Raw genomic sequence first — 17,929 nt, forward strand, 5'->3', positions numbered from 1 at the left:
AACCTGCAGAACTGAGTTGATGACGATGGCGGAGGGTGGGGGGAGGGGTGGGGGGGTAGTTTGGGGGGTGACGTTGCGCTCAAGGCGCGCGATCGTCATCCCGACGGAAGTCGGGATCCAGCCGACGGCGGGGGCGGTGGGGCGGGTGCGGGTAATGGTGCGGACGGTGCGGGTGAGGGTGCGGACGGTTGGGCCCCGGCGTTCGCCGGGGTGACGACCTTCACCAAGCCGGGCGGTTCGTGCGGCCATCGTCGGGGTGCGGTTCAGCCGGACCGGCCACGCTTTGCTCCGGGCGCGGTTCATGCCGCCTATCCCACCCTCACCCCGTGACCGAGGTGCCGATGCGGGAGGCGGGGGCGGCGAGGAGGTCGGGGAGGCGGGGGTGGGTGGAGGGGCCGAGGAGGCGGATGGGGCAGGTGAGGCGGGCGGCGAAGGTGGGGAAGGCGCTGTCGACGAGGCCGTCGGCGGACAGGGCGGCGGCGCCGGAGAGGTTGGGGCCGTCGGTGGACTTCACCAGAATCAGGCCGGCGGCGGAGAGTTCGAAGGCGAGCCAGGCGGCGAGGCTGTCGGAGGTGACGTGCCAGCCGACCGGGATGCCGCCGCCGCCGGTGAGCAGCCGGTCCATGCGGAAGACCGGGACTCGGCCGGCGGCGTGGGCGGCGTCCACGTCGGAGCGGGTGGCCGCAAGGACGAGCGGCTTGTAGAGGTCGGCCAGCACCTCGGCGAAGAGGTTCATGGCGGCAAGGGCCTGGACGTGGGCGAGCCGGTCGGAATAGCCGAGGCTGGCCTGGACGGCGCGGACCGCGTCGGCGAAGAGGCCACCGCCGGGCACGATCACCACCCGGGCGGACGTGGTGGCGAAGGCGTCGGCGAGGGTGTCGAGGGTGGCGCGGTCATCGGCGAGGCTGCCGCCGATCTTGACGACCACGAGCTGTCCAGTGCGGGGCCATGCCATCGCCCGTCACTCCACCGGGGCGCGGCGCGCCCCGTGGACGGCGAGCGCGGTGGCGACCGCGCGGACGCGGGTCGGATCGAGCGGATTGGTGCGGATTCCGTCGACGCAGACGCCGCCGCGAAAGCCGATGACGTCCGGCTTGAAGGGAAGGAGCGTGCCGACGTCCACCACCTTCAGCGAGCCGGCGAGGCCGACCATCAGCTTGGCCCGGCGGGCGGCGGCGACGAACTGGGCGATGTCGGCAAGCTCCATGGCGTCCAGGAGGCCGGCGCCCTTGTCGGTGGTGTCCAGCATGACGCCGGAGAAGCCCGCAAAGGCGGCCACGGGCACGAGGCCGGCGTCGGGCGCCCGGTCGGCGGCGAACACGGCGACGAGGCGGGCGGTGCCGCCGAGCGCGGCGCCGAAAGTGGCCAGCGCCTGGGCGCCCGCTTCGCCGGACGGCACGGGCACCTTCACGGTGACGACTCCGGCCTCGTAGAGGGTGCGGGCGTCGTCCACGGTGGCGGCGTCTCCGGCGGCGGCGGTGAGCGTGCCGCGATGGCCGACCGCGGCGACGACGGCCTTGACGGTCTCCACCGGCAGGGCGCCGAGGGCGCCGGCGGTGGGGTCCTTCAGGTCGATGACGGTGGCGCCGGCGTCGAGGGCGAGGAGGGCCTCCTCCGGCGTTGTGACGGACACCAGAAGCTCGGTCATCGGTCCGTCTCCCCGGATCCCGGCGGCAGCCTGACGATGCCGGTGGCGTCGAACTGCAGGGCGTGCGCGGCGATGGTGGTGCCGCCGACCGTGAGGTCCGGGGCGATCTCGGCGAGCGGCACGAGCACGAAGGCCCGGTCGAGCATGTAGCGGTGCGGCACGATCAGGTCCGGCGTGTCGATCACCCGCTCCTCGTAGACGAGAACGTCGATGTCGATGACGCGCGGTCCCCATTTCTCGAACCGGATCCGGCCGAGTTCGGCCTCGACCGACAGGCAGAGGGCGAGGAGTTCGTGCGGGGAGAGGGAGGTCTCCACCACCGCGCAGGCGTTGACGAAGCTCTGCTGGTCGGTCTTGCCCCAGGGCGGCGTCTCGTAGTCGGCGGAGCGGCGCACGAGCCGGGCGCCCTTCTCTTCGAGGAGCACGAGGGCGTCCGCGATGGTGGCGCGCACGTCGCCGATGTTGCCGCCAAGGCCGAGGTAGGCGAGGGCGGGCTTGTGGAGCTGGAACGGCGGATGGTTGGGTGACTTCAGCGGCTCAGCCATCACGGCTCCGTTCGATCTCCACCGTCACGCCGTCGATGAGGGCCGGAACGGGGGCGGACGGCTTGTCCACCCGGACCACGATACTCTTGACGAGGGGGAGCCGCGCAAGGATTTCCGCCGCGATGGTCTCGGCGAGCGCCTCGATGAGCTTGAAGGTGCGGCCGGTGGCGACCTGAAGGGCGATGTCCGTCAGGTCCGCGTAGGAGACGGTCTTCTCAAAGTCGTCGGCAAGGCCGGCGGGGCGGGTGTCCACGCGCGCCTCCAGCCAGATGTAGAAGCGCTGGCCGAGCTTGGTCTCCTCCGGATGGAGGCCGTGGTGGGCGAAGACGGCGATGTTCTTCACGAAGATCCGGTCGGTCAACGCATCCGCTCCTTGATGGCTTCGACGACCCGGGCCGCCTCGATGTGGGCGCGCACGTCGTGGACGCGGAGGATGTCGGCGCCGAGCAGGATGGCGACGGCGTTCGACGCGATGGTGCCGTTGAGACGGTCCTTCGGGGCGAGCTTGTTGTCGTTGAGGATGCCGATCAGGGACTTGCGCGACGTGCCCATGAGGAGGGGATAGCCGAGCGCCCTGATCTCCGGCAGGCGGGAGACGGCGGCGAGGTTCTGCTCGAAGGTCTTGCCGAAGCCGACGCCCGGATCGAGCACGATGTGATCGTCGGGAATGCCGGCCTTGAGGGCGGTCTCGATGGAGCGGGCGAAGAAGGCCTTCATGTCCTCGATGATGTCGAGGGTCTCGTCGATGGTCTGCCGGTTGTGCATGACGAAGACCGGGGCGCCGTGGTCGGCGGCCACCTTGGCGATGTCCGGCTCCCGCTGGAGGCCCCAGACGTCGTTGACCATGCGGGCGCCGGCCCTGAGGGCCGCCTCGGCGGTGCCGGCCTTGTAGGTGTCGATGGAGACGGGCGTGCCGTGCCGGGCGACGATCTGGCGGATGACCGGCTCGACGCGGCGGATCTCCTCGTCCATCGGCACCGGCGTGTGGCCGGGGCGGGTGGATTCGCCGCCGATGTCGAGGATGTCGGCGCCCTCCTCCACCAGCGCGTCCGCATGGGCGACGGCCGCGTCGATGGCGGCGAAGCGCCCGCCGTCGGAGAAGGAATCCGGGGTGACGTTGAGGATGCCCATCACCAGGGTCTTGACCCCGAGTTTCGGCAGAAAGGCGATGCGGGACGGCATGTTCGGCACCCGATGCGGACGACGCGGTCAGACGCGCGTTCTACTCCGGGAACGGGGGATGATCCACCGGGGCGGGGAAGATTGTGCGCGCGGCGATGCCGCAGTGGGGGGTGGGGGGCGGTTGGGCGTGCGACGGGGATGCTGGCGGGCGATCGTCATCCCGACGGAAGTCGGGATCCAGCTGCGGCGTCCGCATCGCGACCGTCGAGGCAGCCGGCAACGACGGTTGGGCCCCGGCTTTCGCCGGGGTGACGCCTTGGGGAGAGGGCGGTGGGTTGCCAATGGCCCTCGGCGCTCCCGCATCGTCATGGTCCGCTTCTGGCGGACGAGCCACGCTTTCCTGCCGGGGTGGTTCGGGGAATGCGTGGGTGGTCCGCCTTCGCGGACCATGACGAGCGGGGAGGTGGAGGGGAGTGTGCGGGCCGATGGGAGCGCCATGCTTTTCCGCAGGAAACCGTGGGGTGGGGCGCACGGGCGGTTGCCACAAAGCGTTCCTGATTCTACCCATGCCGCATGGGAAAAGATCTGATTCCACCCGGTAGCGGCATCGAGCCTGTCAATCTGCGTTCGGCGCTGGAGGAACGCTACCTCGCCTATGCGCTCTCCACCATCATGCACCGGGCGCTGCCGGACGTGCGGGACGGGCTGAAGCCCGTGCACCGGCGGGTGCTCTATGCGATGCGGCTGCTCCGGCTCGATCCGGGGGCGGCGTTCAAGAAGTGCGCGCGCGTCGTCGGCGACGTGATCGGCAAGTATCACCCGCACGGCGACCAGTCGGTCTACGACGCGCTGGTGCGGCTGGCGCAGGACTTCTCGCAGCGCTATCCGCTGGTCGACGGGCAGGGCAACTTCGGCAATATCGACGGCGATAACGCCGCGGCCATGCGCTACACGGAGGCGCGGCTGACGGAGGTGGCGCGGCTGCTGCTCGACGGGCTCGACGAGGACGCGGTCGACTTCCGCGAGACCTACGACGGCGAGGACAAGGAGCCGATCGTCCTGCCGGGGGCGTTCCCGAACCTCCTCGCCAACGGGTCGTCGGGCATCGCGGTGGGAATGGCGACGTCGATTCCGCCGCACAACGCGGCGGAGCTCTGCGACGCCGCCATGCACCTGATCGACAAGCCGGACGCCACGGTGGAGGACCTCGTGGCCTTCGTGAAGGGGCCGGACTTTCCGACCGGCGGCATCCTGATTGAGCGCCAGGCCGACATCATCGAGGCCTACCGCACCGGGCGGGGCGGCTTCCGGGTGCGGGCGCGCTGGGAGAAGGAGGAACTGGACCGTGGCATGTGGCAGGCGGTCATCACCGAGATCCCCTACCAGGTGCAGAAGTCCCGCCTGATCGAGAAGATCGCCGAGCTGGTGCAGGAGCGAAAGCTGCCGCTCGTCGAGGACGTGCGCGACGAGAGCGCGGAGGACGTGCGGGTCGTCATCGTGCCGAAGAGCCGGAACGTGGACGAGACCATCATGATGGAGGCGCTGTTCCGCCTGTCGGAGCTGGAGAGCCGCATCCCGCTCAACATGAACGTGCTTTCGCGCGGGCAGGTGCCGAACGTCATCGGCCTGAAGCAGGTGCTGGTGGAATGGCTGGCGCACCGGCGCGAGGTGCTGATCCGGCGCACGAACTTCCGCCTCGGCGAGATCGTGCGGCGGCTGGAGCTCCTGGACGGCTACATCATCGCCTACCTGAACCTCGACGAGGTGATCCGCATCATCCGCGAGGAGGATGAGCCGAAGAAGGAGCTGATGGCCGCCTTCGGGCTGAACGACACCCAGGCGGACGCCATCCTCAACATGCGCCTCAGGAACCTCCGCAAGCTGGAGGAGATGGAGATCCGCAAGGAGCACGAGGAGCTGTCCGACGAGAAGCGCGACATCGAGGACCTGCTCGCCTCCGAGGCCAAGCAGTGGAAGACGGTGCGCTGGGAAATCTCCAAGGTGCGCAAGACCTTCGGGCCGGACACCCCGCTCGGCAAGCGGCGCACCACGTTCGGCGAAGCGCCGACCCACGGGGCCGAGGCGGTGAGCCAGGCGCTGATCGAGCGCGAGCCGATCACCGTGGTGATCTCCGAGAAGGGCTGGATCCGGGCGCTGAAGGGCCACGTGACCGACCTCTCCGGCCTGCAGTTCAAGGCCGGCGACAAGCGCGCCATCTCGTTCACAGCCCAGACCACCGACAAGCTGATGGTCTTCTCAGACTCGGGCAAGATGTACACCCTCGGCGCCGACAAGCTGCCGGGCGGCCGCTCCACCGGCGAGCCGGTGCGGCTGATGGTGGACATGGACGACGGCACCGACGTGATCGACGTGTTCGTGCATGCGCCGGAGCGCAAGCTGCTGCTCGTCTCCTCCGACGGCTACGGCTTCGTGACGGCGGAGTCGGACCTCGTCGCCAACACCCGCAAGGGCAAGCAGGCGCTGAACCTTTCCGCCGGCGCCAAGGCCCTGAAGGTGGTGCCGGTCGACGGCGACCACGTGGCCATCATCGGCGAGAACCGCAAGCTCCTGGTCTTCCCGCTCGGCCAAGTGCCGGAGATGAGCCGGGGCAAGGGCGTGCGGCTGCAGCGCTACCAGAGCGGCGGCGTGGCGGACGTGAAGGTGTTCCAGGGCGAGAAGGGCCTGACCTGGACGGATCCGGGCGGGCGGGTGTTCCTGCGCACGCTCGCCGACCTCGCCGACTGGTTGAGCGACCGGGCCATGGCGGGCCGGCTGCCGCCGACAGGCTTCCCGCGGTCGAACAGCTTCGGCGAGCGGGGGTTCTGACCGGGGGCGGCGAGCGGAGGAATGATTCCAGGCGGCCGGGCGGGGCGTTCAGGAATGGGAGCGCGCCCGCGACGGGCCGGGCGCGCCGGTGTCGGTCACGCCTTCTTGCGGCGGTTCTGCAGCGTCTTGCGGGCGGCCTGCTCGGCGGCGAACGCATCCTTGAAGACGATGCCCTCCAGGTCGCCGAGGCCCGGTTCCAGGGCGTGGAACGCGTAGGCGTCCCCTTCCCGGACCAGGATGCCGACCGGGTTGTTCTGCACTTCCACGAGATAATTGTTGAACATTTCCAGACCTAAACGTCGGCCGCTTCAAGTGCGGCTTCACCTTTGGACCAGGGGACGGGCCCCCGTGTGTCAGCGCTGATCGCGGCGCCCCGGACAACGCTTTCGCCAGACGGTTCGTTGCATCGATCGCGAACGCGCGACGAACGTCGGAGCGGGGACTGAAGCGCTGGGCTGACCTGGCGTCTGGTGGTGCATGTCGGTCATGGTCGTCGTCTCAGCCACGGCGGACCGTGGCACGGTTAGCGTTTGGTGTCGCGGCGCAACTGCCGGATGGAAAATCACCGCGGCCGTCGCCATGAGACTCTCGTGGCGGCGGCAAGAGCAACCGTAGCGGGTTTCAGCCGCGTTGGCGACCAACGCCGTTTCGGATCGTCGCTTGGATCCGCATCAGAAAACCGATTCCGGTTGCCGATAGAGCATGTGGTTCCGCAGCGTCACCCACGCAAGAGGAGTGGGGCTCGGGGCGCGGTGGTTGGTGCCATGGGAATGGTCGTAGAAACAAATGACAATCGGATTAAGCGGGCGGGGGAAAGGTGTGAGTGGTTCGTGTGACGATGGAGGAGGGGTGGGGAGGGGAAGGATGGGGGGGCGGTGCGGCCGGCGGGGCGCGGTTGACGCGAGACGCTCCATCCTCGTCATGGTCCGGTTCAGCCGGACCAGCCACGCATTGGGGCCGTGAGAATGCGTGGGTGGTCCGCCTGCGCGGACCATGACGATGGCGGAGGGGTGGGGAGGGAAAGGCGGGGACGTCGGGCGGCGGGCGGAAATGTTGTGCCGCTCCGCCCTGTCCTGCCTGGCCGTCATCCCAACGGAAGTCGGGATCCAGCCGGCGGTTCAGATGCCGTGACAGTGAGAGTGAAACCGCAGTCGGTTGTATCCCGGCGTTCGCCGGGATGACGATCTCGGCGGTAGGGGAAGTGTAAGTGCTGCTCCGCCCTATCCTGCCTGGCCGTCATCCCGACGGAAGTCGGGATCCAACCGGCGGTTCAGATGCCGTGGGGTGTTCCTGGGACGTGAAGAAGCCCGCTGCCGTGGGGTCGGCAGCGGGCTTTGAATGCGAGTCTCTGGTCAGGCTCGGTCAGGTGAGGAGGAACGCCTCACATCACGGCTGGTTCCGCCCGGACGCGAATGAGATTGGAAATGCCAGCGTCGAGGTTCACCTCTTCGATGGTGATCGTTTCGGGCGCGGCCGGGACCGTGGGGGCGATCAGGTCGCCCTTGATCATCAGGTCGCCGCGCGGCGCCGGCGTGTCGATCGCGTAGGCGGCGCCGACGAGCGCCATCGCCACGGCCGCAGCGCATCCCATCGTCACGAGAGTCGTGGAGGACTTCGTCATGATGTCCCACCCCTTCATGCCTGTGGCCTCGAATGCGCCTTTGGCGATGCCTTCGCCGACCGGCTTCGAAGCGCTTGCGAATGTTGATCCAGTGCCGAAGAGCATACGCGGTAAACTTTCTACGGCCCAATCACAGGTCAGAGATGACCTTGTGTTGCTTCAACGTGTCGGGGTGGGAATGGTTCCGCGGGGGCTCAGCCCCGCGATTCCACTTGTTCGATGATGGAGAGGCCGGGCATCACCTGATAGGCCTCAGTCGTCGTGGTGGGAAGCGTCACACCGGTACAGATCTCGGTGGTGATCATCTCGGCTTTACGGCAGTCGGCGACCGACGGCAGGCGATCGTCCTTGCCGACCACTGACCATTCGTAGCTGGATGCGCCGATGAACATGGAAAGAGCGGTGGCGCCCACGAGGCCGGCGGCGGCGACGCGCTTCAGCGTGTTCGGGATCGTCCGGGTCATGATCGGTTGTCCTTCGCTCTGAAGTGCCCCTTGAAGATCACTCTCGGCTGCGCCGGTTACTCGGATATGAATCGAAAGCCCCTGGTGGCCGGTGACGATCGAGCAAGCTTAACAAAGGGTTAAGCGGGTGGCGCGGGCGCCCGGGGACGGCCGGGCGCGGCGGAAATCCGGACTTTCCGGGCCGAACGGCGGGGTAGGCCGTTGTGGTGCGCGGCGGGCTTCTGTAATGACGAACCATGAAGACCGCGCTCTATTCCGGATCGTTCGATCCGGTTCATCTTGGCCATGTGGATGTGGTGCGCCGGGCCGCCCGCCTGTTCGACCGGGTGGTGCTGGCCATCGGCGTGCACCACGCCAAGGCCGGCCTGTTGTCGCCCGAGGACCGCGCCGCCATGCTGCGGGCGGTGGCGGACCCGATCACCGCGGAGACCGGCACGCCGATCGAGATCGTGACGTTCGACGGCCTGGTGGTGGACGCGGCGCGGGCGGCGGGCGCAGTGGCGATCGTACGCGGCCTCCGGAACACCACGGACTTCGAGTACGAGGCCCAGATGGCCGGGATGAACGCGGTGCTGGCGCCGGCGGTCGACACGATCTATCTCGGCGCGGCGCCGGAGGTGCGGCACATCGCGTCGAGCCTCGTGCGCCAGATCGCGGCGCTCGGCGGCGACATCGATGCCTTTGTTCCGCCTCACGTGGCGGAAAAGCTCCGCGCGCTGTATAGGCGCTGACGAAACAGGCGCCGACCGGGCCTTTGACGAGGTGAGGAGACCCCATGATCGCGAAATTCGCCACGGCCACCGCTGCCGCCCTCTGGCTTGCCCTGACGCCGCTCTCGGCGCTGGCCGCCGGCCCGGAGGACACGCTGGTGATGGAGACCACCAAGGGCCGGGTGGTGATCGAACTCAAGCCCGATCTTGCGCCCAAGCACGTGGCGCAGGTGAAGGCTCTGGTGGCCGACAAGTTCTATGACGGCATCGTCTTCCACCGGGTCATCCCCGGCTTCATGGCGCAGACCGGCGACCCGACCGGCACAGGCATGGGCGGCTCCGACCTGCCGGACATTCCGGCGGAATTCACTGCCGAGCCGTTCGAGCGCGGCACCGTGGGCATGGCGCGGGCGCAGAACCCGAACAGCGCCAACAGCCAGTTCTTCATCATGTTCGACGAGGGCAGCTTCCTCAACGGCCAGTACACGGTGTGGGGCGAAGTCACCGAGGGCATGGACGTGGTCGACCAGATCGCCAAGGGCGAGCCCCCGGCCAACCCGGACAAGATCGTGACGATGCGCCTCGCCTCCGAGGCCAACTGAGCGGACTGAAGACCCGCGCACGATCGCGACATACAGAAGGAGAGACGAGACATGGCCGACTACAAGGATCCCGAAAACACCCTGGTGATCGAGACCACCAAGGGCACCGTCGTCATCGAGATGCGGCCGGACCTGGCGCCGAACCACGTGGCGCACATCAAGAAGCTCGCCCGCGAGGGGTTCTACGACGGCATCGTGTTCCACCGGGTGATCGACGGCTTCATGGCCCAGACCGGCTGCCCGAACGGCACCGGCACCGGCGGGTCCAAGTACCCGGACCTCAAGGCCGAGTTCAACGCCGAGCCGCACGTGCGCGGCGTCGCCTCCATGGCCCGCGCGCAGAACCCGAACAGCGCCAACAGCCAGTTCTTCATCGTCTTCGACGACGCCCGCTTCCTGGACAAGCAGTACACGGTCTGGGGCAAGGTGATCGAAGGCATGGACAACGTGGACAAGATCAAGCGCGGCGAGCCCGTGCGCGATCCGGACCGCATGGTGAGCGTGAAGGTGGCGGCCGACATGGCGGCGTGAGGCTGCGGAGCCTGGGCTGTCCGCTCGGGCCTGCACCAACAAGAAGACGATCAGAGGCCGCGCTGGTGCAGCGCGGCCTTCTTCAATGCCGGCAAGGTCGCCGGAACCGTCCCCCAAGGTGGAGGCCGCGGCCCGCTCGGCGGCAAGTGGTCCGCGCCGGCGGAGGGGAGCCGCGCCTTTGGTTGGATCCCGGCTTTCGCCGGGATGACGGCAACCGGGGTTGGGGATCGCGCCGAGGTCCGTGCGGCGGTTGCCTCCGGCGTTGCCGTCGCGTATCGGTCGCTCCATGCACGTTTCCCTGTTCGACTTCGACCTGCCGCCCGAGCGGATCGCCCTTCGGCCAGCGTCGCCGCGCGATGCGGCGCGGATGCTTGTGGTGCGGCCGGGGGAAGTGCTTGAGGATCGGATCGTGCGCGACCTGCCGGCGCTGTTGGAGCCGGGGGATGCGCTCGTCTTCAACGATACAAGGGTGATTCCGGCGCAACTGGAGGGCGTGCGGCTGCGCGAGGGGGCGGAGCCGGTGCGGATTTCCGCGACGCTGCACATGCGTGTGGGGGATGACCGCTGGAAGGCGTTCGTCAAGGGCGCGCGCAAGCTGAAGGCGGGCGACCGGGTGCGGTTCGGCGCGGAGGAGGACGGCAGCGCGTGCCTGCTGGGGCGCCTGGAGGCGACCGTGGCGGAAAAGGGCGAGGACGGGGAGGCGACGTTCGCCTTCGACCTCGCCGGGCCGGTGCTGGACGAGGCGCTGGGGACGGTGGGGCACATTCCGCTGCCGCCCTATATCGCCGCGCGCCGGCCGGAGGACGCGCGGGACCGGGCGGACTACCAGACGGTCTATGCGCGCGAGGACGGCGCGGTGGCGGCGCCGACGGCGGGGCTGCACATCACGCCGGAGCTCCTGGCGCGGCTTGAGGCGCGCGGGATCGAGCGGCATTTCGTGACGCTGCACGTGGGCGCGGGCACCTTCCTGCCGATGAAGGCGGAGGACACGCGCGACCACCGGATGCACGCCGAGATCGGCCATGTGTCGGCCGAGACGGCGGCGGCGCTGAACGCCGTGCGGGCTCGGGGCGGGCGGGTGGTTTCGGTCGGCACCACGTCGCTGCGGCTCCTGGAGAGCGCGGTGGACGCGGACGGGCGGATCCAGGCGTTCGCCGGGCCGACGGACATCTTCATCACGCCGGGCTACCGGTTTCGCGCAATCGACGCGCTGATGACCAATTTCCACCTGCCGAAGTCGACGCTCTTCATGCTGGTGTCGGCCTTCTCCGGGCTTGAGACCATGAAGGCGGCCTACGGGCACGCCATTGCGGCGGACTACCGCTTCTATTCCTATGGCGATGCGTCGCTGCTCTTTCCGGACCTCTCATGACCGCGCCCTTCGCCTTCCGCCTGATCGCCACCGACGGCATGGCCCGCCGGGGCCAGATCACGACGCCGCACGGCACCGTGCAGACGCCGGCCTTCATGCCGGTGGGCACGCAAGGGACCGTGAAGGCCATGTTCATGGACGACGTGCGGGCGACCGGGGCGGAGGTGGTGCTCGGCAACGTCTACCACCTGATGCTCCGGCCCGGGGCGGAGCGGGTGGCGGCGCTCGGCGGGCTGCACCGCTTCTCCACCTGGCCGCACACCATCCTGACCGATTCGGGCGGCTTCCAGGTGATGTCCCTGGCGCAGCTGCGCAAGCTGACCGAGCACGGGGTGACGTTCCAGAGCCACATCGACGGGTCGCGCCATGAGCTGACGCCGGAGCGGTCGGTGGAGATCCAGGGGCTGCTCGGCTCCGACATCCAGATGCAGCTCGACGAGTGCGTGCGCCTGCCGGCGACGCCGGAGGAGGTGGAGCGCGGCATGCGGCTGTCGCTGCGCTGGGCGGAACGCTCGCGCCGGCGGTTCGAGGATCTGGGCGGGCCGGGCAAGGGGCAGGGGCTCTACGGGATCGTGCAGGGCGGGGACGTGCCGCACCTGCGCGTGGCGAGCGCCGAGGGGCTGCGGGCGCTGCCGTTCGAGGGCTATTCGGTGGGCGGGCTCGCCGTCGGGGAGCCGCAGGCGGTGATGCTCGCCATGCTGGACATCACCACGCCGGTGCTGCCGGCCGACAAGCCGCGCTACCTGATGGGCGTCGGCACGCCCGACGACATCGTGGAGAGCGTGGCGCGCGGCATCGACCAGTTCGACTGCGTGATGCCGACGCGCGCCGGGCGGCACGGGCTTGCCTACACGCGCTTCGGCAAGATCAACCTGAAGAACGCCCGGCACATGGACGACCCCCGGCCGCTCGACGAGGAGAGCGACTGCCCGGCTGCGCGCGACTACAGCCGCGCCTACCTGCACCACCTGGTGCGCACCGGCGAGGCGCTGGGCGCCATGCTGCTGACCTGGGTGAACGTCGCCTACTACCAGAGCCTGATGAAGGGCATCCGGACGGCGATCGAGGAAGGACGCTACGCGGCCTTCGTGGCGGAGACGAAGGAGGGGTGGGCCAAGGGCGACCTGCCACCGCTGTGACGGTGGAGTGGGGACGCGCGGGCGCTTGACAGGGTGACGGAGATGGGCGAGCTTCGTTAGTATACTAACGATAAAGGTTGCCGCCGTGCCTCAGTGCGCATCCTCGTCGGACATGACCGACCCGCCCGCCGAGCCGTCGGTGGTGGCCGGGATCGACGTCGGTGGCACCTTCACGGACCTTCTCCTTTTCGACGCGGCGCGCGGGACCGTCCGGCTCGCCAAGACGCCTTCGACGCTGGACAACCAGGCGGACGGGGTGATCCACGCCCTGGAGGCGGCGGACGCCGACATCGCGGCGCTGGACCTCATCGTGCACGGCACGACGACCACCACCAACGCGGTGCTGGAGCGGCGGCTCTGCCGGACGGGGCTCGTCACCACGGCGGGCTTCCGCGACGTGCTGGAGCTTGGACGGCGGACCCGGCCGCGGCCCTACGGCATGACGGGCACGTTCCGGCCGATCATTCCGCGCGACCTCCGCCTGGAGGTGCCGGAGCGGATGGACGCGCGGGGCGCGGTGGTGACGCCGCTCGACGAGGATGCGCTGCGGGCGGCGCTGCGGCGGCTCGCCGAGAGCGGCTGCGAGGCGCTGGTCATCCATTTTCTCCATGCCTACGCCAACCCGGCGCACGAGATCCGCGCCGGGGAGATCGCCCGGGAGGTCTGGCCGAATGGCAACATCACGCTCGGCCACGCGCTGCTGTCGGAGAGCCGGGAGTTCGAGCGCGGGGTGACGGCGGCGGTCAACGCGTCGGTGCAGCCGCTGCTGCGGCGCTATGTGGAGCGGCTGGCCGACACGCTGGCCGGGCGGGGCTACCGGCACGACGTGCTGGTGATGAACGGCAACGGCGGCATGGTCTCGGCGCGCTTCGTCGCCGACGAGGCGGCGAAGACGGTGATGTCGGGTCCGGCCTCCGGCGTGATGGCGGCGGCCTACACGGGGCGGCGGGCCGGGCGGCCCGACCTCATCACCTACGACATGGGCGGCACCTCCACGGACGTGGCGCTAATCCGGGGCGCGGAGCCGACGGTCTCCAACGAGATCGAGGTGGAATATGCCATGCCGATCCACGTGCCCATGGTGGACGTGCGCACCGTGGGGGCGGGCGGCGGCTCGATCGCGCGGGTGACCGCCGCCGGCCTGCTGCAGGTGGGGCCGGAGAGCGCCGGGGCGACGCCGGGGCCGATCTGCTACGGCAAGGGCGGCACGCGGCCGACCATCTCGGACGCGAACCTCCTGCTCGGGCGGCTCGATCCGGGCCGGCTCGCCAAGGTGCCGGGGGGCGTGACGGTCGCCGATGTGGCGGCGGTGTTCGGGCGGGCGATCGGCGATCCGCTCGGGCTCGACCCGGTGGCGGCGGCGGCGGCGGTGATCCGCATCGGCAACGCCCGCATGGCGGACGCGGTGCGCATGGTGTCGATCAGCCTCGGCGAGGATCCGCGCGACTTCGCGCTGTTCGCCTTTGGCGGCGCGGGGCCGCTGCACGCGTGCGCCATCGCCCGCGAGCTCGGCATTCCGGAGGTTCTGGTGCCGGCGCGACCCGGCATCACCAACGCGCTCGGCTGCGTGGTGGCGGATTTGCGGCACGACTTCGTGCGGACCTTCAACCGCCCGGTGGCGGCGGTGGACATGGAGGCGGTGCACGCGGTGTTCGCCGAGCAGAGCGCGGAAGGGCGGCGGCTGATCGGCCGGCAGCCGGTGGCCATCCGGGAGGTGCGGGAGATCCGGTCCGTGGACATGCAGTTCATGGGGCAGACCCATGTGCTCCGGGTGCCGCTGCCGACCGGCGCGCCGACGCGCGAGGACCTGCAGCGCCGCTTCGAGGAGGCCTATCTGGCGCGCTTCCATGTGGAACTGCCGGAGATCCGGGCCAATCTCGTCAACGTCAACACCTCGGTCATCGGCCGGCGGGCGGAGATCGACCTTTCCGCCCTCATCGATGCGCATCACCGCAAGGGCAGCCTCGAGGAGGCGACGACCGGACGGCGGCCGGTGTGGTTCGGGGCGTTTGTGGACACGCCGATCTATTGGCGCGATCATCTGCCGGCGGATGCGGTGATCGAGGGCCCGGCGGTGGTGGAGCAGATGGACACCACGATCCTGATCGAGCCGGGGGACACGGCCCGCCAGGACGCTGACGGCAACCTCGTCATCACGCTCGGGCGCTGATCCATGACCCTCGACCCGATCACGCTCACCGTCATCCAGTCCGGCCTGCAGCAGGTCTGCGACGAGATGGACCTCACCTTCTCGCGCGCCGCCTTCTCGCCGGTGATCGCCGAGGCGAACGACCGGTCGGACGGGATCTATTCGGCGGTCGACGGGTCGCTGATTGCCCAAGGGGCTGGCGGGCTGCCGGTGTTCGTCGGCACGATGCAGTATTCCACGCGGGTGCTGATCGAGATGATCGCCAACGGCAAGGCGGCGGCGCCGAAGCCCGGCGACATCTACATCGTCAACGATCCCTATCTCGGCGGCACGCACCTGATGGACGTGCGTTTCGCCATGCCGGTCTACCGGGAGGGGCGGATCTTCTGCTGGCTCTCCAACACCGGGCACTGGCCGGATACCGGCGGCGCGGTGCCGGGCGGATTTTCGGCGTCGGCGACGGCGGTGGAGCAGGAGGGGCTGCGGCTGCCGCCTGTGCGCCTCTTCAAGGAAGGGGTGCTGGACCCGGAGATCTACGCCATCATTTGCTCCAACATCCGGGTCGCCGAGCAGCGGATCGGCGACGTGAAGGCGCAGGCGGCGGCGCTTCTCGTCGGGGAGAAGCGGCTGGTGCGCCTGCTCGACCGCTATGGCGACGAGACCGTGTCGGCGGCGATCGCCGAGCTGCGGCGGCGGGCAGCGGCGCAGATGCGGGCGAACCTCTCGCTGATCCCGGACGGGGTCTACCGGTCGGTGGCCTATGTGGACAGCGACGGGGTGGTCAACGAGCCGCTGGAGATCCGCCTTGCGGTGACGGCGGCGGGTGGGGACCTGACCTTCGACTTCGCCGGCTCGTCGCCGCCCTGCCGCGGGCCGATGAACTCGGTGCTGGCGACGACGCTCTCGTCGGTCTACCTCGCCATGCGGCACATCTTCCCGGACGTGCCGATCTCGGCCGGCGCCTTCGAGCCGCTGCACGTGATCCGGCCGGAGGGCACCTTTCTCGACGCGCACTATCCCCGGCCGGTCTCCGGCTGCGCGGCGGAGGTGAGCCAGCGGATCGCCGAGGCGGTGTTCGCCGCCCTGGTGCAGGCGCTGCCGGACAAGGTCACGGCGGCGCCGGCGGGGACGTCGGGCAATTTCGCGCTCGGCGGCTTCGATCCGGACCGGGGGCAGGGCTATGTGATGTACCAGATCTCCGGCGGCGGCTATGGCGGCAACGCCGACCACGACGGGCTCTCCAACGGCTGCTCGACCATCGGCATCTCCAAGGCGCCGCCGGTGGAGATCATGGAGCAGCAGTATCCGGTGCTCTACCGGCGCTATGCGCTTCGCGAGGGATCCGGCGGGGCGGGGCGGCATCGGGGCGGGTTCGGGCTCGACTACGAGATCGAGCTGCGGCGCGGCGCGGCGACGGCGAGCTTCGTGATGGACCATGGGCGATTCGGCCCGCCCGGCGTGCTCGGCGGCGGCGACGGTCAGCCGAACCAGGTGACGGTGGTGCAGGGCGGCGTGTCGATGACGCCGGCGCATCTCTCCAAGGCGCAGGACATTCCGCTGGCGCCGGGCGATCGGGTGCGGGTGCGCACGCCCGGCGGCGGCGGCTACGGCGATCCGTTCGCGCGGGAGACGGCGGCGGTGGGCGAGGACGTGCGGCTGGAGCGCTATACGGCGGCGGAGGCGAGGGCGCTCTTCGGCGTGGTCGTTTCGGCCGACGGGGCGGTCGACGCCCTGGCGACGGAGGCGTTGCGGGCGGCGGGACGGCGGGGCTGAGGTCCGCGCCGAGACGTGCATGCGCTTGACGTAGTGTGGAGCGATCCCGTCGATTAAGAACGGGACGCGACCGGCAGGTTCCGAGGGATCATCACGACAGGGGAACGACAATGAAGATCAGGTCCGGGCTTTCCAATCTGTCGCTGCCACGGCGCGACGTGCTGAAGACGATCGGCGGCGCCGCGGCGCTGCTGGCGAGCCCGGCGGTCATCCGCCCGGGCTTTGCGCAGGAGAAGACCATCCGGCTCGGGGCGCCGTTCCATCGCACCGGCATCGGCGCGTCCTACGGCCGCTGGTACGAGCGCACGGCGAACGCGGCCGTGGCGCTCGTCAACGAGGCGGGCGGCATCAACGGCATGCAGGTGGAGATGATCGTCGAGGACGACGGCACCGACCCCAAGCGCGGCTCGGAGCTGATCGAGAAGTTCGCCACCGAGTACAAGGTGGACGCGGTGTTCGGTCACCTGTTCAGCCACGTGGTGGCGGCCTCGGCGCCGCGCGCGGGCGAGTTGAAGATGCCCTACTTCATCTGCTCGGAGGCGAGCCTGCTCGGCGCCGGCAAGCTCAATCGCTACACCCTGCAGCCGGGCATCACCGACGTGCGCTCGCAGGTGAAGGCGATGGCGCCGTGGATCGCCTCGACCCTCGGCAAGAAGGTGACGATGATCTTCCCGGACTACAATTTCGGGCACGACCACCGCGACTTCTTCTCCGCCGCCATCGCCGAGCAGGGCGGCGAGGTGGTGGCCAAGATCGCCATTCCGCCGACGGAGACCTCCTTCACCCGCTACCTGCCGCAGATCGCGCCCGAAACGGAGGTGATCTACCACGTGATGGTGGGGCCGGCGGTGCTGACCTTCGTGAAGGAACTGGGCGACTATCTGGGCAGCCAGCGGCCTGAGATTTTCGGCTTCATCGACTCGCTGGAGGCGGTGGACTTCTCCACGCCGCAGCTCTCCTTCCTGGACGGCACCTATTTCTGGGAGGCCAACCCGCGCTACGCGCAGGCCGAGCAGACCCCGTTCGACAAGTTCTACCGCGAGAAGGTGGGCGTGGACGCCAATGGCGCCAGCACGGCCGATCCGAAGGACATCTCGACCTACTCGCATATGTTCTCGGTCTGGGAGACGCTGTTTGCCATCAAGCAGGGCATGGAAGCGTGCAACTACCAGGGTCCGGCGAACCAGAAGGACCTGATCCTCGCCATGGAGCAGATCACGGCCTTCCCGGAGAGCAACGAGCACCCGCAGGGCGCCAAGGTGTTCAACGGCAAGCTGCACCAGGTGTTCGGCAGCCAGTGCATCTCCAAGGTGGAAGGCGGCAAGCTGGTCGTCGCCCACCGCACCTCCGTGGAGGACGGGATGTACGAGAGCGACGTCGACTACACCAAGATGGACCTCTGAGCGATTTCACCTCCACCGACCCCG

The 17,929-nt window shown here is 69.4% G+C and carries 18 protein-coding genes; 9 read left to right on the top strand and 9 right to left on the bottom strand.

Annotated features, from left to right (window positions below):
• The 6 genes from BUQ68_RS24030 to folP form a co-directional block, all read right to left on the bottom strand.
• The coding region (locus tag BUQ68_RS24030; RefSeq protein WP_210215667.1) for a hypothetical protein at positions 1-303 on the bottom strand (303 nt) is incomplete at its 3' end.
• Positions 304-319: 16 nt separating this feature from the next.
• Positions 320-955 carry an amino acid kinase family protein gene (locus BUQ68_RS20680; protein WP_075217930.1) on the bottom strand — a complete coding sequence of 212 codons (636 nt, stop codon included), beginning with the start codon at positions 953-955 and terminating at the stop codon, positions 320-322.
• 6 nt (positions 956-961) lie between these two features.
• On the bottom strand, positions 962-1,648 hold the full coding sequence (locus BUQ68_RS20685) for a (5-formylfuran-3-yl)methyl phosphate synthase (protein ID WP_075217931.1): 687 nt from the start codon (positions 1,646-1,648) through the stop codon (positions 962-964).
• Positions 1,645-2,193 (bottom strand): 2-amino-4-hydroxy-6-hydroxymethyldihydropteridine diphosphokinase, encoded by a 549-nt coding sequence (gene folK, locus BUQ68_RS20690; protein WP_075217932.1) that lies wholly within the window; start codon positions 2,191-2,193, stop codon positions 1,645-1,647. Before folK ends, BUQ68_RS20685 begins: the two co-directional genes overlap by 4 nt.
• The gene (gene folB, locus BUQ68_RS20695; protein WP_075217933.1) at positions 2,186-2,554 is read right to left on the bottom strand and encodes a dihydroneopterin aldolase; all 369 of its coding nucleotides are present in this window, start codon (positions 2,552-2,554) and stop codon (positions 2,186-2,188) included. Before folB ends, folK begins: the two co-directional genes overlap by 8 nt.
• A complete protein-coding gene (gene folP / locus BUQ68_RS20700) occupies positions 2,551-3,375 on the bottom strand; it encodes a dihydropteroate synthase (RefSeq protein ID WP_075217934.1) in 825 nt (274 codons plus the stop codon). Before folP ends, folB begins: the two co-directional genes overlap by 4 nt.
• A 513-nt stretch (positions 3,376-3,888) precedes the next feature.
• On the opposite strand from folP, the gene parC reads away from it, so the two are divergent.
• Complete coding sequence (gene parC, locus BUQ68_RS20705) at positions 3,889-6,141, top strand: DNA topoisomerase IV subunit A (RefSeq protein ID WP_075217935.1); 2,253 nt, start codon at positions 3,889-3,891, stop codon at positions 6,139-6,141.
• A gap of 95 nt (positions 6,142-6,236) precedes the next feature.
• On the opposite strand, the gene BUQ68_RS20710 is transcribed toward parC, so the two are convergent.
• From BUQ68_RS20710 to BUQ68_RS20720, 3 genes are all read right to left on the bottom strand, one after another.
• Positions 6,237-6,425, bottom strand: a complete 189-nt coding sequence (locus tag BUQ68_RS20710) for a hypothetical protein (RefSeq protein WP_075217936.1) — start codon at positions 6,423-6,425, stop codon at positions 6,237-6,239.
• Between the two features lie 1,097 nt (positions 6,426-7,522).
• Positions 7,523-7,867, bottom strand: coding sequence for a hypothetical protein (locus BUQ68_RS20715; RefSeq protein WP_075217937.1), 345 nt, complete (start codon positions 7,865-7,867; stop codon positions 7,523-7,525).
• 89 nt (positions 7,868-7,956) lie between these two features.
• Positions 7,957-8,226, bottom strand: a complete 270-nt coding sequence (locus tag BUQ68_RS20720; RefSeq protein WP_075217938.1) for a hypothetical protein — start codon at positions 8,224-8,226, stop codon at positions 7,957-7,959.
• 236 nt (positions 8,227-8,462) lie between these two features.
• Between BUQ68_RS20720 and coaD the strand changes: the two genes are divergently transcribed.
• The 8 genes from coaD to BUQ68_RS20760 all read left to right on the top strand — a co-directional run bounded on the left by coaD (position 8,463) and on the right by BUQ68_RS20760 (position 17,905).
• Positions 8,463-8,957, top strand: coding sequence for a pantetheine-phosphate adenylyltransferase (coaD, locus tag BUQ68_RS20725; RefSeq protein WP_075217939.1), 495 nt, complete (start codon positions 8,463-8,465; stop codon positions 8,955-8,957).
• Positions 8,958-9,001: 44 nt separating this feature from the next.
• Positions 9,002-9,538 (top strand): peptidylprolyl isomerase, encoded by a 537-nt coding sequence (locus BUQ68_RS20730; RefSeq protein ID WP_075217940.1) that lies wholly within the window; start codon positions 9,002-9,004, stop codon positions 9,536-9,538.
• A 51-nt stretch (positions 9,539-9,589) separates the two neighbouring features.
• Entirely contained in the window at positions 9,590-10,069 is a 480-nt protein-coding gene (locus tag BUQ68_RS20735) for a peptidylprolyl isomerase (RefSeq protein ID WP_075217941.1), read from the top strand.
• A gap of 286 nt (positions 10,070-10,355) precedes the next feature.
• Positions 10,356-11,441 carry a tRNA preQ1(34) S-adenosylmethionine ribosyltransferase-isomerase QueA gene (gene queA, locus BUQ68_RS20740; protein ID WP_075217969.1) on the top strand — a complete coding sequence of 362 codons (1,086 nt, stop codon included), beginning with the start codon at positions 10,356-10,358 and terminating at the stop codon, positions 11,439-11,441.
• A complete protein-coding gene (gene tgt, locus BUQ68_RS20745) occupies positions 11,438-12,580 on the top strand; it encodes a tRNA guanosine(34) transglycosylase Tgt (protein WP_075217942.1) in 1,143 nt (380 codons plus the stop codon). The genes queA and tgt overlap by 4 nt, the downstream gene beginning before the upstream one ends.
• A gap of 112 nt (positions 12,581-12,692) precedes the next feature.
• Positions 12,693-14,750: a hydantoinase/oxoprolinase family protein gene (locus BUQ68_RS20750; RefSeq protein ID WP_075217943.1), complete on the top strand. Its 2,058-nt coding sequence runs from the start codon at positions 12,693-12,695 to the stop codon at positions 14,748-14,750.
• 3 nt (positions 14,751-14,753) lie between these two features.
• Positions 14,754-16,502, top strand: a complete 1,749-nt coding sequence (locus BUQ68_RS20755) for a hydantoinase B/oxoprolinase family protein (RefSeq protein WP_075217944.1) — start codon at positions 14,754-14,756, stop codon at positions 16,500-16,502.
• A gap of 110 nt (positions 16,503-16,612) precedes the next feature.
• Complete coding sequence (locus BUQ68_RS20760; protein WP_075217945.1) at positions 16,613-17,905, top strand: ABC transporter substrate-binding protein; 1,293 nt, start codon at positions 16,613-16,615, stop codon at positions 17,903-17,905.
• Positions 17,906-17,929: the final 24 nt, after the last annotated feature.

Source organism: Mongoliimonas terrestris (assembly GCF_001927285.1).
In the GTDB taxonomy this organism is placed as follows: domain Bacteria; phylum Pseudomonadota; class Alphaproteobacteria; order Rhizobiales; family Pleomorphomonadaceae; genus Chthonobacter; species Chthonobacter terrestris.

Coding starts and splice junctions, on each gene's coding strand:
- BUQ68_RS20685 (WP_075217931.1), bottom strand. CDS start 1,648: ATGACCGAGCTTCTGGTGTCCGTCACAACGCCGGAGGAGGCCCTCCTC.
- BUQ68_RS20680 (WP_075217930.1), bottom strand. CDS start 955: ATGGCATGGCCCCGCACTGGACAGCTCGTGGTCGTCAAGATCGGCGGC.
- folP (WP_075217934.1), bottom strand. CDS start 3,375: ATGCCGTCCCGCATCGCCTTTCTGCCGAAACTCGGGGTCAAGACCCTG.
- BUQ68_RS20735 (WP_075217941.1), top strand. CDS start 9,590: ATGGCCGACTACAAGGATCCCGAAAACACCCTGGTGATCGAGACCACC.
- BUQ68_RS20715 (WP_075217937.1), bottom strand. CDS start 7,867: ATGCTCTTCGGCACTGGATCAACATTCGCAAGCGCTTCGAAGCCGGTC.
- queA (WP_075217969.1), top strand. CDS start 10,356: ATGCACGTTTCCCTGTTCGACTTCGACCTGCCGCCCGAGCGGATCGCC.
- BUQ68_RS20720 (WP_075217938.1), bottom strand. CDS start 8,226: ATGACCCGGACGATCCCGAACACGCTGAAGCGCGTCGCCGCCGCCGGC.
- BUQ68_RS20750 (WP_075217943.1), top strand. CDS start 12,693: ATGACCGACCCGCCCGCCGAGCCGTCGGTGGTGGCCGGGATCGACGTC.
- tgt (WP_075217942.1), top strand. CDS start 11,438: ATGACCGCGCCCTTCGCCTTCCGCCTGATCGCCACCGACGGCATGGCC.
- BUQ68_RS20710 (WP_075217936.1), bottom strand. CDS start 6,425: ATGTTCAACAATTATCTCGTGGAAGTGCAGAACAACCCGGTCGGCATC.
- BUQ68_RS20760 (WP_075217945.1), top strand. CDS start 16,613: ATGAAGATCAGGTCCGGGCTTTCCAATCTGTCGCTGCCACGGCGCGAC.
- BUQ68_RS20755 (WP_075217944.1), top strand. CDS start 14,754: ATGACCCTCGACCCGATCACGCTCACCGTCATCCAGTCCGGCCTGCAG.
- folK (WP_075217932.1), bottom strand. CDS start 2,193: ATGGCTGAGCCGCTGAAGTCACCCAACCATCCGCCGTTCCAGCTCCAC.
- coaD (WP_075217939.1), top strand. CDS start 8,463: ATGAAGACCGCGCTCTATTCCGGATCGTTCGATCCGGTTCATCTTGGC.
- BUQ68_RS20730 (WP_075217940.1), top strand. CDS start 9,002: ATGATCGCGAAATTCGCCACGGCCACCGCTGCCGCCCTCTGGCTTGCC.
- parC (WP_075217935.1), top strand. CDS start 3,889: ATGGGAAAAGATCTGATTCCACCCGGTAGCGGCATCGAGCCTGTCAAT.